Source organism: Promicromonospora sp. NPDC057488, from assembly GCF_042802395.1.
In the GTDB taxonomy this organism is placed as follows: domain Bacteria; phylum Actinomycetota; class Actinomycetes; order Actinomycetales; family Cellulomonadaceae; genus Promicromonospora.
Map to the genome: position 1 here is coordinate 47,882 of NZ_JBHVEG010000015.1, position 14,621 is coordinate 62,502.

Consider the following 14,621-nt stretch of genomic DNA (forward strand, 5'->3'; position numbering starts at 1 on the left):
CCGGACCTGGAAACGGAGCCCCTCATGTCTTACGTAGCCCCCAAGGACTTCGCGATCCGGATGGTCGACGCCGGCCAGTCGAAGGCGTTGATGTCCACCCGCGACACCCTTATCCGCAGCTACATGGCGGGCGCGATCCTCGCCCTGGCCGCCGCCTTCGCCGTGACCGTCAGCGTGCAGACCGGTCAGCCGCTCGTGGGCGCCATCCTCTTCCCGGTCGGCTTCTGCATGCTCTACCTGCTCGGCTACGACCTGCTGACCGGCGTGTTCACGCTCGTCCCGCTCGCGTGGCTGGACAAGCGCCCCGGCGTGACGGGCGCGGCCGTGCTCCGCAACTGGGGACTCGTCTTCCTGGGCAACTTCGCCGGGGCGCTGACGACCGCCCTGCTCATGGCCATCGTGTTCACCTACGGCTTCTCCAGCCCGCCGAGCGAGGTCGGCCAGGCGATCGGCGTGATCGGTGAGGGTCGGACCGTGGGTTATGCGGAGCACGGAGCGGCCGGAATGCTGACCCTTTTCGTGCGCGGAATTCTCTGCAACTGGATGGTCTCGACCGGCGTCGTCGGCGCCATGATGTCGGACAGCCTCGCGGGCAAGGTCATCGCGATGTGGATGCCCATCCTGGTGTTCTTCTACATGGGTTTCGAGCACTCCGTCGTCAATATGTTCCTCTTCCCGATCGGGCTCATGCTCGGCGGCAATTTCACCATCGGTGACTACCTGCTCTGGAACGAGCTGCCGACCGTTCTCGGAAATCTCGTCGGCGGATTGATGTTCGTCGGACTCGTGATCTATCGCACGCACCTCAAGACGTCCCCGGCCAGGGTGTCGGTCAGGGCCTGACCGGGGTCACGCTCAGGCCGCGGAGCTCTCCCGGACGACGAGGGAGGGGGCCAGGCGGGCCGGGGAGCCGGCCGGTGCGGTGGTCGTCGCGGCGGCCCCCAGTCCGGCCAGCAGGAGCTCCGCCGCGGCCGCCCCGACCGCCTCGCCGCCGTGCCGCACCGACGAGAGCGGCACGGCGGCGCACGTGGCGAACGGGCTGTCGCCGTAACCGACGAGCGCTGTGTCGGCGGGCACCGCGATGCCCGCCGAGAGCAGCGCGTGCTGCAGCCCGAGGGCGTGCGTGTCGTCCGTGGCGAAGATCCCGTCCGGGCGCTCGCCGGGCGGGAGGCCGGCGATCCGGCGGCCGAGGTCCCGGCCGCTCTCCACGCCGGGCGCGGGGGAGCGCACCACGGTCGCCCGGGCCCCGCGGGCGGCCGTCACGCGGCTGAGGAACCCCTCCTCCTGCTGCTGCGCCGGCCCGGTGCCGCGCGGCCCGGTGGCCAGCCACAGGCGGCGTCGTCCGCGGGCGAGGAGGTGTGCGGCGACCGCGCCGCCGCCCGCCGTGTGGTCGACGCCCACGCCCGGGATGCTGCCGGCCGGGTCGTCGCGGTCGAGGAGCACCAGGGGAGTTCCCCGGGGCCTCGTCCGCGCGAGCGAGTCCACGGGGCCGGACGGCGCCACGAGGACCCCGTCGAGGCGCAGCTCCTCGAAGAGGTCCAGGAGCTTCGTCTGCTGGTCCGCGGACCCGCCCGAGCTCCCCACGACCACCGCGAGGCCCGCCTCGTCGAGGACGCGCTCGGCTGCCCGCACGAGCTCGGCGGTGTGCGGGTGCGACGTGTCGCCGACGCAGATGCCCACGATCCCGGAGCGGCCCCACCGCAGCTGCCGGGCGGAGCGGCTCGGGACGTACCCGAGCCGGTCGATGACCATGCCGATCCGGGCGGACGTGTCGCGCGCGACCTTGTGCGGGCGGTTGAGGTAGTTGGAGACGGTCGTGGACGAGACTCCGGCCTGATGGGCGACGTCGTAGATCGAGACCATGGTTTTCTCCACGTCGTCGGGGATGCCCGTACGGTTCTCGTGGCCGAGCCGTCGCGTGATCGGGCGCTTCTCTGCGCCAGGGGAGTCTAAGCATGCTCGATCTACGATGCAAGGCTGCATAATGATGCAAAGCAACCGTGGGAGAGGTCGATGACGCAGAAGACCAGCACGATGAACGTCAGTCCGGTCACGCTCGGCACGTCAGGCCTGGGCCGGGACACGGAGCCGGGTTCCGCGGGCGAGCACGCCGCGGTCGAGGTCGCGCTCGACCTGTTCGGCAGCGGCCATGCCTACCTCGACACGTCCAACAACTACTCCGGCGGCAGGTCGGAGGCCGTGCTCGGCCTGGCGATCGCCCGCCTGGGGCCGGACGCCGCCGCCCGCGTCGTCTCGAAGGTCGACCCCGACCCCGAGACGCGCGCGTTCGACCGCGACCGCGTGCTGCGGTCGTTCGACGAGACGACGGCGCGCCTCGGCGTCGAGCGGCTGCCGCTGCTGCACCTGCACGACCCGTACTCGGTGACGTTCGAGGAGGCGGTCGCGCCGGGCGGCGCGGTCGAGGGGCTCCTCGAGCTGCGTGACTCGGGGCAGGTCGACGCGATCGGCGTCGCCGCCGCGCCGGTGCCGCTGATGGCCAGGTACGTCGGGACCGGCCTGTTCGACGCCGTGCTGATCCACAACCGCTTCACGGTCATCGACCAGTCGGCGGCGCCGGTGTTCGCGGACGCCAAGGAGCGGGGGATGACGGTGTTCAACGCCGCGCCGTTCGGCTCGGGCCTGCTCGCCAAGGGCCCGCACGAGGGCGCGGTCTACAACTACCGGCCCGCGGGCAGCGACCTGCTCGCCTGGACGCGACGCCTCCAGGAGGTCTGCGACGCCCATGGCGTCGCCCTGCCCGCCGTCGCGCTGCACTACTCGCTGCGGTCGCCGCTGGTCGACTCGACAGTGGTGGGGGTCGTCTCGCCGGGGCGGCGGGCACAGCTCGACGAGCTCGTCGCGACCCACGTCCCGGAGGAGCTGTGGGCGGAGCTCGAGGCGCTCGGCCCGGCGCCGTCACCGGTGGACGACAGCGCCTACGCCTGACGGCGAGTGACGGGTACTGACAGGGACTGGCACGAGGGCCGGGATGCGTCTTGACTCGAGTCGGGCGCCCTGCAGCAGCCGTGCGCAACCGGACAGACGGAGACGACGTGAGTGACAACGGGTTCGACCAGATCTTCCCGCTCGGGGAGAAGAACGACGCCTACGCGCAGTACTTCACCGGCCAGAGCTACCTGGCCCCGCTCGCGGCGGGGAGAGTTCCCGTCAGCAACGTGTCGTTCGAGCCGGGCTGCCGCAACAACTGGCACATCCATCACGGCACCGGCGGTGGCGACCAGATCCTGCTGTGCACGGCGGGCAGCGGCTGGTACCAGGCCGAGGGGGAGGAGCCCGTGAGCCTGGAGCCGGGAACGGTGGTCCGGGTGCCGGCCGGCACCAAGCACTGGCACGGCGCCAAGGCCGACTCGTGGTTCTCCCACGTCGCCCTCATCACCCCGGCCGACGACCTCAGGAACGAGTGGCTCGAGCCGGTCACCGACGACGTGTACGGCAGGCTGCCGAAGGCCGCCGTCAGGCCGTAGCGGTAGGTGACCGATCTCGCCGTCGCGCTCCCGGAACTTTTTGGTCGCAGCCCAGTTGATCTGCGTAGGGTCTGGATCTTGGGAGGGAACGAGGATGGCGTTACGTGAGCGGCGGCTGCGCCCCGCGCGCGGATCGGTCGCGACGGAGAACCACGCGCTGCTCTCCGCGCTGGTCGCGCTGGCGGTGAGCCTGGTGGCGGGGATCGTGGTGTTCGCGGGGGACACGGTGCCGCTGTTCGGGGGAGTGTCGGCCGGCCTGGTCGCGGCGGTCGCCTCCGGCGTGTCCGGGGCGGCGGCGTTCTGCACCGGCTACGTCCGGTCCTCGCGCGCGCCGCGTCTCGGCAGGGGCGTCGGCAGGGGCGTCGGCAGATGGCGCCGCGGCTTCGACGCCGTCGTGCTGACCGTCACGGCGGCCGGCATCGTCGTGCTGCTGACCGCCTCCGCCTTCGCGGTGTTCGACCTGGCGTTCCGTGAGCTGCGTCTGGACGCGCTGATGGCGGCCGTCCTCGTCGGGCTGTCGGCGGCCGTGGCCGCCTACCTGCTCACGCTGGTCTCCGTCGAGGTGACGTCGATCGCGATCGCGAACCTGCTCGCCCTGTTCCTCGTCAGCGGCGCCCTGGCGAGCATGCTCTCGGCCAACGACCCCCACTGGTGGCAGGTCAACTTCAGCGCCCTCGGCGTCGGCGGTGGCTTCTCGGCGTACGCGTTCAACATCACGCTGATCTTCGCCGGCCTCGCGATGACGACGCTGACCCACTACGTGATCGGCGACCTGCGCACCTGGGCGACGGCCCCGGAGCTGCGGCGGCTCGAGGTGCTCCGTACCTGGCTGATCGGGGTGGCGGTCCTGCTCGTCGGGCTGGGCTGGGTGACGGTCGAGGTCGCCAAGGTGCTCCACACCGCCATCGCGTCGGTCATGACGGTGCTGTTCGCGGGACTGATCGTCGCCACGCCGTACCTGGTGCCGCGCCTGCCGCGGAGCTTTCTCGTCACGTCGTCGCTCTTCGTGAGCGTCTTCGCGCTCGTGGTGCTCCTGATGTGGCCGGTGGGCTACTTCAACCTCACCGCCGTCGAGTTCCTCGGGTTCTTCCTCCTGCTCGCCTGGCTCTTCCTGTTCGTGCGCACGGTCGCGGCGTGCCTCCAGGACGCGCGGGAGGCGCCGGCCGCGTTCGGCTAGCGGTCCTTGCGGAAACGGTTGAGCAGCGTGATGCCGCCGAAGGTGATCCAGGCCACCACGACCGTGGTGACTGCCGCGACGAAGAGGCCGCTGCCGAGCGTGTACGCGATCACACCCGAGACGGCCCCGGCGATGAACGGCATCAGGGTGTCGCCGTCGACCCGGCGTCGTCCGGGGGTCTGATCCATGCGTACGAGGCTAACAACCCCTCCCTCCGCGAGAGAGGAAGGGGTTGCGCTCAGGTCACATCAGCTCGACACCGTCGGCCTGCGGTCCCCGGTCGCTCTGGCGCACCTTGAACCGGACCCGGTCGCCCTCCTCCAGGACCTCGTCGCCCCGCACGACCGACACGTGCACGAACAGGTCCTCGCCCCCGGCGTCGGGGGTGATGAAGCCGAAACCGCGGTCCGCGTCGTACCGCGCGACCGTGCCCTGCCCGCCGCGCACCGGCCCGCCGGATGCCGCGGGACGGCTCGGCCGGCCGCGGTCCGTGGCCGCGCGCCCACTCCCGGAGCCGCGCACGAGCTGCACGTTCCGAGCGTTCGGACCCTTGTCGCCGTCGACGACGTCGTACGTCACGCGCGCACCCTCGGAGAGCTCGGTCAGACCCCGGCCGAGCCCGCTGACGTGGACGAAGATGTCCTCGCCACCCGAGTCGGGAGCGACGAACCCGAAGCCCTTGGTGTCGTCGTACCAGGACACCGTGCCGTCCCCGCCGTCGGACGCCGGCTGCGCGGCCTGCGCGGCCTGCGCCCCGAGCGGCAGGAGGTGGTCCGCCTGCGGCCCCTTCTCCCCGTCGACGACGAGGAACGCCACCCGCTGTCCCTCCGCGATCACACCGCCCCCGACGATCGCCGAGCTGTGCACGAAGATCTCGGCGCGACCGCCGTCGGGCGTGACGAAGCCGTATCCCTTGGCCGGCTCGTACCAGGTGACGGTGCCGAGCACGCCCAGGGGCGCGTCGGCGGCGCGGTCGCCCGTGACCCGGACCCGGCGAGCCATGGGGCCACGCTCACCCTCGCCCACCTCGAACTCGACGGCCTGCCCCTCGCGGAGCTGTTTCGGTCCGTCGTCGCCGACGATCTCGGACGCGTGCACGAACAGGTCTTCGGCCTCGTTCCCGAGGTCGATGAAACCGAACCCTCGGTCGGCGTCGAACCATCGGACAGTTCCCTGGGGCACCTAAGACTCCTCATCTGGCAGACATTGCTTCGTCAAGTGTCCCTGACAGAACCCGGCTGATCGTCCGCGCCTCGGGCCAGAGGTCGGGGGAGGGTGAAAGCGCACCGCATGGCGCAACACCTCTTGACCCCCACGCGCTGCCCCGATAGTCCGGTATGTGCCGATGGCATGGTGTGCACGATGCGAGTCGTCACCGGCAACAGATCCGGCCGCTATCAAGGAGAGTCGTGAGTCGTACCCCACGCACCACCCGCGTCCTGAACACCGTGCTGGCCCCGCTCGTCACGGGCTACCAGGACCCCGCCCGGTCCTGGGCGAAGACGGTCGCGCAGGTCGAGAAGACCGCGGCCACCCAGGACCGCCCGTTCGCCGACGACCTCGGCCAGGTCCTCCAGGGGGCCGCGGAGATACCGCGGCTGTCGCCGCTGGGCTGGTTCCTGATCTTCAACGAGGTCAAGGGCAAGTACGTCAACCGGCTGCGGGTCAACCGGGTGCTGTCCGACCACCCGCGGGTCGCCGACGAGCAGATCGTCGCGCCGGTGTTCGTGTGCGGGCTGCCGCGCACCGCCACGACGCTGGCCCACCGCGTCCTGGCGCAGTCGCCGGAGCACCGTGGTCCGCTGACCTGGGAGCTGCAGCACACGACGCTGCACGACCCGCGCACGGCGCGGCGGGTGATCAAGCAGCTCGAGCAGGCGCTGTCCCTGATGGAGCTGGTCGCTCCCGGTCTGCAGCAGAAGCACCCGACCTACATCGACCGGCCGGAGGAGTCGGTGCTGTTCTTCGCGCACGGGCCCCAGTGGCCGCTGCAGCGCGGGCCGATGCCGTCCTACAGCGCCTGGCTCGCCGACCGGCACGACGTGGGGTCTCAGTACGAGTACCTGAAGCTGGGGCTGCAGGTGCTCCAGCACGGGCGCGAGCCCAAGCGGTGGGTGCTGAAGTACCCGGGGCACCTGGGCGACATGGACACCATCCGGAAGGTGTTCCCGGACGCGACGTTCGTGTGGACCCACCGTGACCCCGTCACGGTCATCGGTTCGTTCGCCAGCCTCCTGGAGACGCTGCAGGCCATGTGCCAGTACGAGGCCGACCCCGAGGTGATCGGACGAGCGGCGCTGGATCATCTGGTCACCCAGGTCGAGCGCGGCCTGGCCGCGCGGACGAACATGCCGCCGTCCTCGATCGTGGACGTGCCCTACCACATGCTGTCCGCCGACCCGTTCACGGTGGTGCCACAGCTGTACGCGGCGATCGGGGCACGGTGGACCACCCGCGACCAGGAGCACCTGGCCGAGGTGGTCGCCAGGCCGAAGGGAGCCCCGGCCCACCGGTACGACCTGTCCCGCTACGTCGACCGTGCCGAGGCCGAGGCGGCCTTCGCGCAGTACAACCGCATGCTGGACCGCCTGGACCTGCGCGACGCCACCCCGACCGCCGAGCTGTGAGTGGGCCCCGCCCGACGTCAGTCCCGCTCGAGGTCAGTCCCGCCGGAGGTAGAGGTCGCGCAGCAGGGCTGTCTCGGCGCCGTGATGGATCAGCTCCCGGTTGACGTGCAGGACCCGGTTCTCCAGGGGGAAGGGCTCGGGCCCGACGGAGGGCGGGTTGTCCAGGTCGGCGTCCGAGAGCTGGCGGACCCCCGCGGCCCACCTCCCGTACATCTCGTCGAGCTGCCTCAGCGCCTGGTCCGCCGTCCCGGCATACTCGAACGTCTCGGCATCGATGGCCGGGCCGCCGAAGTACCACCCGACCCGATAGCCCAGGCACGAGACGATGACGTGCGCCAGCCGCCAGGCGATGGTGGTGACCGGCGCCGGCACCGGCTCAGGGGACGCCGAGTCCATCGCCCACCGGCCCGGACCTTCCGGCGTCTGCGTGGTCGACGCGTCACGCCGGCGGATGCTCCAGCAGTCGCGAACCGGTTCCCAGAAGTACTCCTCGTCGGTGAGGCCGACCAGCCGAGGCCGCAGGTTCTTGTGCCAGTACCAGTCCAGCTGCTCCGCGAGCCGCTCGCTCCGTGTCATGGTCGCACGCTACTGGCCGCCTCCGGATATCCCGGTACCTTGCCCGGCTGCCGAATGGTGAGTGCCGCCAGGACCGCCGCCGCGAGGAACAGCAGGGCGCAGATCCTGATCGCGGTATGGAACGCGGTCAGGAAGACGGCGGGGTCGGTGTACGCCGCGGCGGTGAGTCCCGCGGCCGCCGGGATGGCGGCCACGGCCAGCAGCTGTGCCGCCCGGGCGACGGCGTTGTTGACGCCGGAGGCGATCCCGGCATGCTCCACGGGCGCGGCCGCCAGTGCGGCGGAGGTGAGCGGGGCGACCATGACGACCAGGCCGCACCCGAAGGCGACGGCCATCGGAAGGACATCGGTGAGGTAGTCGCTGTCGGCCCGCAGCCTGAGCCCGAGAAGGGTGGCGAGGCCGAGCAGGAGCGGTCCTGCCGTCAGCTGGACCCGGGGTCCGATCCGGCTGGCCAGGGCACCGCTGCGTGCGGAGAAGATCAGGACGACCAGCGTGATCGGCAGGAGCGCCGAGCCCGCGACGAGCGGGCTGAACCCCGACACCACCTGGAGCTGGAGCACGAGGAGGAACAGGGTCGCGCCGATCGCGCCGTAGACAAGGAACGTCACCGCGTTGATGGCACGGAACTGCGACAACCCGAACAGGGCCGGCGGCAGCATCGGGTTGTGCACACCGCGCTCGATCAGCACGAAGGCGACGAGCCCCGCGAGCCCCAGACCGGCCGGGAGGACGACGCCGGACGAGCCCGCACCGGACTCGGGGACGGAGATCAACGCGTACGAGATGCCGCCGAGCCCGACGACACCGGCGAGCGCGCCGGCGACATCGAGGCGACCACCGGCCGCGGGATCCCGGGTCTCGGGGACGTGCTTGAGGCAGAGCCAGACCACCAGCGCCGCCAGGGGCAGGTTGATGAGAAAGATCCAGCGCCACGAGCCGGCCTCGATCAACCAGCCGCCCAGGAACGGGCCGAGCGCGGAGGCCACGCCGCTGAAGCCCGCCCAGGTGCCCACGGCGCGCGCCCGGTCAGCCTCGGCGTAGGTCGCCTGGATGATCGCCAGGCTCGCCGGGGTGAGCAGGGCGGCGCCCAAGCCTTGGACGGCGCGGGCGCCGATGAGCAGGCCTTCCGTGGGGGCGACCGCGCACAGCACGGACGCCACGGCGAACCAGACGATGCCCACGAGGTAGACCCGGCGGCGTCCGAACCGGTCGCCCGCCGAGCCGCCCAGCAGGATGAACGACGCCAGGGTCAGCGTGTACGCCGTGAGCGTCCACTGCAGGCCGGAGAACTCCATCCCGAGGTCACGGCCGATGGCCGGGAGCGCGATGTTGACCACGGTCGCGTCGACCGACGCCAGGCTGGACCCCAGGACGGTCGCGGTCAGCAGCCACCGACCCTGGGTGCTGGCGAGCCGGACCGAGGGGGGAACCGCGTGCGGGGGGCAGACGACATTGAGATCAACCATGGCTCAGTCCTCGTGGCGGTTTCGGTGGAGCGGGTTCCGCGGCCCGGTCGCCTCCGCCGCGGTGGCCGCCCACCACCGCGGTCCTGGAGGCGACCGGGTCGTCAGACCGTGGTGACCATGCCGCCGTCGATCAGCACGTCGGTCCCGGTGACGTTGCCGGCCGTGCCGGACGCGAGCAGCAGCACGACCTGCGCGACCTCGTCGGGCCGGGTGAACCGCCCGGTCGGGGTGCCGGCGACGGCGGCCTCGCGCACGGCGCCGGGGTCGACACCCTGGGCCTGACCGAGGGTCTCGGCCACTCCGCCGGCTCCGAGCCACAGCGCTGTCTCCACCGGGCCGGGGCTGACGGTGTTGACCCGGACGCCGGAGGGACCGACCTCCTTGGACAGCGACTTGCTGAAGCTGCGCAGCGCGGCCTTCGCGGCGCTGTAGTCGATGACCCCGGGGTCCGGCAGGGTCGCGTTGACCGAGCAGATCGTCACGATGGCCGACGGCGCCGCTGTGAGCAGGTGCGGCAGCGCCGCCCGGGTCGCCCGTACGGCGGAGAGCAGGTTCACCTGCAGCGTCCACTCCCACTCGGCGTCGGCGACCTCCAGGAAGCCGTTCGTGCGCGGGCGCACCCCGCCGACGTTGTTGACGAGCAGGTCGACGCCGCCGAAGCGGGTAACGGCCTGGTCCACGAGCGCCTGACAGCCCGACGCGGTGGTCAGATCGCCGAGCACCGTGACGACACCCTGGTCGGCCAGGGCGCTCAGCTCGGCGGACTCGCTGCGAGCCCCCGCGGCCACCTGCACGCCCTCGTCCACCAGGGCACGGACCACGGCGAGACCGATGCCCTTGCTCGCACCGGTCACGACCGCACGGCGTCCGGCCAGGTCGAGCTTCACAGCTCCTGCTTCTTCAGCCAGACCAGGCACGTCTCGGCGATCTCTGCCCAGCCCGAGTCGATCGTCAGCGAGTGTCCCCGGTCGGGGAAGGTGGTCAGGTCGGTGACCGCCTCCGAGTGCCGGTACTGCTTGAGCGTCGCGCGCGTCACCGCCTCGGGAACGGTGTGGTCCTCGCCGCTGGCGATCAGCAGGAGCGGCCCGCGGGACTGGTTGTCGGTGTCGACCTTCGCCGGCGAGTGCGGGTCGAAGTTGGCTGCGGCCGCCTCGAACAGGGGCTTGCCGGGTGCCGGGATCGTCCATCGCTCGAACAGCTCGTCCGACTCCTCCTCGGAGACGGCGTTCCCGAAGGCGAACCGGAACTGCTCGGCGGTCAGCGAGACGGCCCGGTGCTTGTTCGCGGGGTTCTTGAACACCGGCAGCGTCGCGCGCAGCGCCGAGAGGGGGAGGGGCAGCACGCCCTTGATCTGAGCGGCGTCGATCGCGATCGCAGCCCTGGCGCGGTCCTGGCCCAGCAGCTTCTGGGCGATCATCCCGCCGAACGAGTGCCCGATCAGGATCGGCAGCTCGGGGAGCTCGTCGATGATCGCGGCGAAGTGCGCCACGACGTCGTCGATCCCGTGGTCGCCGATCGCCTCCGGGTTCTGCCGCGAGGCCTGCACGGTCTCCGCGTCACCGGGCCAACCCGGCGCCTGCGGCGCATAACCCTCGTCGCGGAACCGCGTCTCCCATGATCCCCATGAGCTGCTGTGCAGCCACAGCCCGTGGATGAAGAGCACTGGTGTTCCCACGGTTGCCTCCTTGCTCGGTCCCCTGTGCTGGTCGCACCAGGGCGTACTCGGAGGTTAGGACGGCCGGGATCTCGCCGACTTCAGTCGGATGACTGTGCTTGGTCCGGCGCATCCGGGCCGGCGGCGTCACGGACCAGCACGCTCGCGAGCTGCTGGCGGCTCGTGACGCCGAGCTTGGGAAAGATGCGGTAGAGGTGCGAGGCCACGGTCCGGTGCGAGAGGAAGAGCCGTTGGCCGATCTCCCGGTTGGACAGGCCCTGCGCGGCGAGGTCGGCGATCTGACCCTCCTGCGGGGACAGCTGCGGGCGGGCGCCGCCCGCCGGTTGCCAGCCGCGCTCGCCGGTCGCCCGCAGCTCCTGGTCGGCCTGCTGCGCCCAGGGCCTGGCACCCAGGGCGTCGAACGCCGTGCGCGCTGCCCGCAGCGGGTCGCGGGACTCGGCCACCCGGCGCTGGCGGCGCAGCCACGAACCGTAGGCGAGCTGGGCCCGGGCGTGGTGCCACGGGAAGCGTCCGGCGCCGGCGAGCGCGCGGTGGAAGAGCTGTTCGGCGGTGGCGTCGTCCGCGAGCACGGCATGTGAGTACGCGAGCGCGAGCTCCGTGCCGACGGCGGCGGACCCGTTGGCCATCTCCTCGACGGTGACGGTCAACGCTCTGGCCTCGTCCCGGCGACCGATCCGGACGGCGGCCTCGGCCAGGTAGCTGATCGTCCAGACCTGCTGCACGCGCTGATATGCCGGATCGTCCGGGTCGAACACGCGGAGCAGCTCGCCGTACGCCTGCTCGGGCCGGTCGGCCGCCAGCTCGCCGATCCCGCGCACGAGCTGCGCCCCCGCCAGCAGCGACGAGCTCGCGTTCGGCAGCTGGAGCGCGGTCTGCTCGGCCTCGGCGAGCAGGCGATGGCGCCCGTCCCAGCTCCCGCCGACCGCATCGACGAAGGCCAGCGCGAGCCGCGCCGTCCCGGCCCACACCCGCTGGCCGGTCTCGTCGGAGAGGCGCATGCCCTCGTCGGCCGACCGGGCCCGGTCGAAGACGCCCAGGTTGATCTCCGCCCACGACCGGATCGAGAGCGCCTCGGCGAGGAGGCTCAGGCGCCCCTCGGCGCGAAAACCGTGGATCGCCGTCGAGAGCGACGAGTCCGCGCGCACGAAGTCGCCCGCGCAGAACGCGGCGATGCCCAGGAGCGCCGCGACGTCGGCGTGCCCGGCGCCGTCGACCGGTGAGTTGGCCAGCTGCTCCATCACCGACCTGCTCAGCTCGAGAGACTCCGCGAGGCCGAGCACGGCCAGCACCCTCGGGTCCTCGGCAGGGAGCGGGACCGCGCGCGCGGCACTGACGATCTCCTGCCGGACCGCCGGGCCGGGGTCCCGCCACCAGACCCTGCGGGCCGCTCCGAACAGCAGCTGCATCGTCAGCTCGACGTCCGCCTCGGCCGTGGCGTGCCGGGCCAGGTCCACCAGGTGGCTGACGTCGGCAGGATCGCTGGTGGCGCCGTCGTGGAACGCGCCCGTCAGCATGGTGAGCCGTGACCGGTCCCGGGGCCGCAGCGTCATCCGGGTGACCTGGTCCTTGAGCCGTTCGACCTCCGCGAACCTGCCGAGCTCGAAGCCCACCTCGGCGGCGCTGAGCAGGCGGGCGGCCCGGTCGAGCGGATCCGGGCTGAGCACTGCCGCGCGCTCGAGCCAGGTGAGCGCGGTGGGAAAGGCACCGCGCCGTCGGGCCTCGGCGGCCGCGAGCTCGAGCTGCGCCGCGACGGGCTCGTCACGTCCGGACAGTGCGCCGGCCCGGTGCCAGGCGGCGCGTTCGAGGTTGGCGGACAGGACGGCTGCCAGAGCACCATGGCCGTGCTCACGCCGTTCGTGCGACATCGAGTGCCGGACGGCCGAGGCGATCAGGGGGTGCGTGAAGGCGTAGGTCGGACCCGCCACGGTCAGCAGACCGAGCGCCACCGCGGGCCGCACGTCGTCGGGGCCGACGGCCGCGCCACACAGGATGGCGGCGGCAGCGACGACCTCGTCGAGATCGTCGCCCTCGTCGAGAGCCGCGACGTCGACGATCGCGCGGGCGACCGGCTCCAGCTCGTCGGCTCGCGCAGCGAAGGCCCGCTCCAGGCGCAAGGTCATCGGGAGCGCGTCGTCCAGCTCGGTCCAGCCAGGAGTCCCGGCGCTCAACGCACCGGCGAACTCGACGAGTGCGAGCGGGTTGCCGTCGGCCTGCGTGATCACCCGGTCGTGCAGGGCCGCGCCGAGGCCGGGCGCACGCGACCGCAGCAGTGCGTCCGCGGCGTCCGTGGGCAGTCCTTGCAGCTCGATCCAGGTCACGACCTGCTCGTCACCGAGAAGCTGTGGGTCAGGTCGCCGCGAGGTGGACAACAGGACCACCCGCTCGGCGTCGATGCGGCGGGCGACGAACGCCAGCGCGTCGACGGACGGCCGGTCCATCCAGTGCAGGTCGTCGAGGCACACCACGACCGGTGCCTCGTGGGCCAGCTCGGCCAGCAGGTTCAGGACGGCGAGCGAGGTGAAGAACCGGTTGGCCTCCACGTCGTCGACCATGCCGAAACAGGCGAGCAACGACTGGCGCTGCTGAGCCGGCAGCCCGTCGGCCCGCCCGAGGACGGGTCGCAACAGCTGGTGCAGGCTGGCGTACGGCAGGTGTGACTCCGCCTCGCTGCCGCTCGCACTGATGACGGTCGAGCCCGCGTTCGCGGTGTGCTTCATGACCTGCCTCAGCACCGCACTCTTGCCGACTCCTGGCTCACCGCTGAGCCCGATCGCGAACCCACCGGTCTCGACCCGGTCCAGATCGTCGATCAGTCGACGGAGCACATCCTCGCGGCCGTACAGCGGCCCGGTTTCGACCGCAGTCACGCCCTCATCATCGGCTACGGGACTGAGCCAGTCCACATCCGGGGCGCGCGTTCACCCGGCGGGCCGACTATCTCGGGCTGTAGGCGACCGAGGCCAGCGCCCGGTCGATGAGGTCGTCGAGCAGCTTCCCGGTCGCCTCCTTGCCGTCGAACGTCACGAGGACGAGAACCGCGCCGGTAAGGATCGAGAGAACCGGTTCGACGTCCCGCTCCGAGACGTGCGAGCGGAGGATGGCGCGCAGTCCGCTGGTTCCCGTCTCGTACAACCGCGTGCGCAGGCGTTCGACGACGGCGCTGCCGTTCGCGTGTTCGACGACACCCGCAAGGAGGCGGTCGAGGTGGCCCCGGGTGAGGTCATCGGCGAAGTCTGCCAATGAGGCGTGGAGATCGGCGTGGAGGTCGCCGGTTGCGACCGGGTGGTCGGCCTCGTCGCAGATCTGGTCGATCGACGCGCTGATCAGGTCGAGCCGTGCCGGCCAGTGGGCGTACACGGTTGCCTTGGAGTAGCCGGCACGCTGAGCGACCGCAGCGTGCGTGACGGCATCCCATCCCTCTTCGAGCAGCAAGGCACTCGTTGCGGCGACGACGTCACGCCGCGTGCGGGCGACCCGCGGATCGAGGGCTGGGGGTTCGCTCGTCATGGCCTCGATCCTACGAGTTACTGGACTCCGTTGACACTGTTGAACGACGCGTTTAATACTGCACACCATGGCCAATAACGATGTCGGCGCCGTGGGTCGGCCTGCTGC

General features: G+C 71.5%; 14 protein-coding genes. 5 read left to right on the forward strand and 9 right to left on the reverse strand.

The genetic code is table 11. The features are described 5' to 3' along the window. Positions 1 to 24: 24 nt before the first annotated feature. Positions 25 to 843, forward strand: coding sequence for a formate/nitrite transporter family protein (locus ACFU5G_RS05255; RefSeq protein WP_377241501.1), 819 nt, complete (start codon positions 25 to 27; stop codon positions 841 to 843). A 12-nt stretch (positions 844 to 855) separates the two neighbouring features. On the opposite strand, the gene ACFU5G_RS05260 is transcribed toward ACFU5G_RS05255, so the two are convergent. Then, the gene (locus ACFU5G_RS05260) at positions 856 to 1,863 is read right to left on the reverse strand and encodes a LacI family DNA-binding transcriptional regulator (RefSeq protein ID WP_377241503.1); all 1,008 of its coding nucleotides are present in this window, start codon (positions 1,861 to 1,863) and stop codon (positions 856 to 858) included. A gap of 150 nt (positions 1,864 to 2,013) precedes the next feature. On the opposite strand from ACFU5G_RS05260, the gene ACFU5G_RS05265 reads away from it, so the two are divergent. From ACFU5G_RS05265 to ACFU5G_RS05275, 3 genes are all read left to right on the forward strand, one after another. Continuing rightward, positions 2,014 to 2,946 carry an aldo/keto reductase gene (locus tag ACFU5G_RS05265; RefSeq protein ID WP_377241505.1) on the forward strand — a complete coding sequence of 311 codons (933 nt, stop codon included), beginning with the start codon at positions 2,014 to 2,016 and terminating at the stop codon, positions 2,944 to 2,946. A gap of 107 nt (positions 2,947 to 3,053) precedes the next feature. Continuing rightward, the gene (locus ACFU5G_RS05270) at positions 3,054 to 3,485 is read left to right on the forward strand and encodes a cupin domain-containing protein (RefSeq protein WP_377241507.1); all 432 of its coding nucleotides are present in this window, start codon (positions 3,054 to 3,056) and stop codon (positions 3,483 to 3,485) included. Between the two features lie 94 nt (positions 3,486 to 3,579). Continuing rightward, on the forward strand, positions 3,580 to 4,662 hold the full coding sequence (locus tag ACFU5G_RS05275) for a hypothetical protein (protein ID WP_377241509.1): 1,083 nt from the start codon (positions 3,580 to 3,582) through the stop codon (positions 4,660 to 4,662). Here ACFU5G_RS05275 and ACFU5G_RS05280 read toward each other — a convergent pair. Further along, on the reverse strand, positions 4,659 to 4,850 hold the full coding sequence (locus tag ACFU5G_RS05280; RefSeq protein ID WP_377241511.1) for a hypothetical protein: 192 nt from the start codon (positions 4,848 to 4,850) through the stop codon (positions 4,659 to 4,661). The two genes, ACFU5G_RS05275 and ACFU5G_RS05280, sit on opposite strands and share 4 nt — an antisense overlap. A gap of 55 nt (positions 4,851 to 4,905) precedes the next feature. Continuing rightward, positions 4,906 to 5,844 (reverse strand): cold-shock protein, encoded by a 939-nt coding sequence (locus ACFU5G_RS05285; RefSeq protein ID WP_377241513.1) that lies wholly within the window; start codon positions 5,842 to 5,844, stop codon positions 4,906 to 4,908. Positions 5,845 to 6,071: 227 nt separating this feature from the next. On the opposite strand from ACFU5G_RS05285, the gene ACFU5G_RS05290 reads away from it, so the two are divergent. Further along, complete coding sequence (locus ACFU5G_RS05290; protein ID WP_377241515.1) at positions 6,072 to 7,289, forward strand: sulfotransferase family protein; 1,218 nt, start codon at positions 6,072 to 6,074, stop codon at positions 7,287 to 7,289. Between the two features lie 33 nt (positions 7,290 to 7,322). Here ACFU5G_RS05290 and ACFU5G_RS05295 read toward each other — a convergent pair whose 3' ends face one another. From ACFU5G_RS05295 to ACFU5G_RS05320, 6 genes are all read right to left on the reverse strand, one after another. Then, positions 7,323 to 7,865: a DinB family protein gene (locus ACFU5G_RS05295; protein WP_377241517.1), complete on the reverse strand. Its 543-nt coding sequence runs from the start codon at positions 7,863 to 7,865 to the stop codon at positions 7,323 to 7,325. Beyond that, complete coding sequence (locus tag ACFU5G_RS05300; RefSeq protein ID WP_377241519.1) at positions 7,862 to 9,331, reverse strand: MFS transporter; 1,470 nt, start codon at positions 9,329 to 9,331, stop codon at positions 7,862 to 7,864. The genes ACFU5G_RS05295 and ACFU5G_RS05300 overlap by 4 nt, the downstream gene beginning before the upstream one ends. A gap of 101 nt (positions 9,332 to 9,432) precedes the next feature. Continuing rightward, positions 9,433 to 10,218, reverse strand: a complete 786-nt coding sequence (locus tag ACFU5G_RS05305; RefSeq protein WP_377241521.1) for an oxidoreductase — start codon at positions 10,216 to 10,218, stop codon at positions 9,433 to 9,435. Then, positions 10,215 to 11,006 carry an alpha/beta hydrolase gene (locus tag ACFU5G_RS05310; protein ID WP_377241523.1) on the reverse strand — a complete coding sequence of 264 codons (792 nt, stop codon included), beginning with the start codon at positions 11,004 to 11,006 and terminating at the stop codon, positions 10,215 to 10,217. Before ACFU5G_RS05310 ends, ACFU5G_RS05305 begins: the two co-directional genes overlap by 4 nt. Before the next feature lie 80 nt (positions 11,007 to 11,086). Further along, positions 11,087 to 13,873, reverse strand: coding sequence for an ATP-binding protein (locus ACFU5G_RS05315; protein ID WP_377241525.1), 2,787 nt, complete (start codon positions 13,871 to 13,873; stop codon positions 11,087 to 11,089). 67 nt (positions 13,874 to 13,940) lie between these two features. Beyond that, complete coding sequence (locus tag ACFU5G_RS05320) at positions 13,941 to 14,513, reverse strand: TetR/AcrR family transcriptional regulator (RefSeq protein WP_377241527.1); 573 nt, start codon at positions 14,511 to 14,513, stop codon at positions 13,941 to 13,943. Positions 14,514 to 14,621 lie beyond the last annotated feature (108 nt).

Excerpts from the sequence above, each read along its gene's own strand:
- ACFU5G_RS05255 (WP_377241501.1), top strand. The coding sequence starts at position 25 with ATGTCTTACGTAGCCCCCAAGGACTTCGCGATCCGGATGGTCGACGCC.
- ACFU5G_RS05260 (WP_377241503.1), bottom strand. The coding sequence starts at position 1,863 with ATGGTCTCGATCTACGACGTCGCCCATCAGGCCGGAGTCTCGTCCACG.
- ACFU5G_RS05265 (WP_377241505.1), top strand. The coding sequence starts at position 2,014 with ATGACGCAGAAGACCAGCACGATGAACGTCAGTCCGGTCACGCTCGGC.
- ACFU5G_RS05275 (WP_377241509.1), top strand. The coding sequence starts at position 3,580 with ATGGCGTTACGTGAGCGGCGGCTGCGCCCCGCGCGCGGATCGGTCGCG.
- ACFU5G_RS05280 (WP_377241511.1), bottom strand. The coding sequence starts at position 4,850 with ATGGATCAGACCCCCGGACGACGCCGGGTCGACGGCGACACCCTGATG.
- ACFU5G_RS05295 (WP_377241517.1), bottom strand. The coding sequence starts at position 7,865 with ATGACACGGAGCGAGCGGCTCGCGGAGCAGCTGGACTGGTACTGGCAC.
- ACFU5G_RS05300 (WP_377241519.1), bottom strand. The coding sequence starts at position 9,331 with ATGGTTGATCTCAATGTCGTCTGCCCCCCGCACGCGGTTCCCCCCTCG.
- ACFU5G_RS05320 (WP_377241527.1), bottom strand. The coding sequence starts at position 14,513 with ATGACGAGCGAACCCCCAGCCCTCGATCCGCGGGTCGCCCGCACGCGG.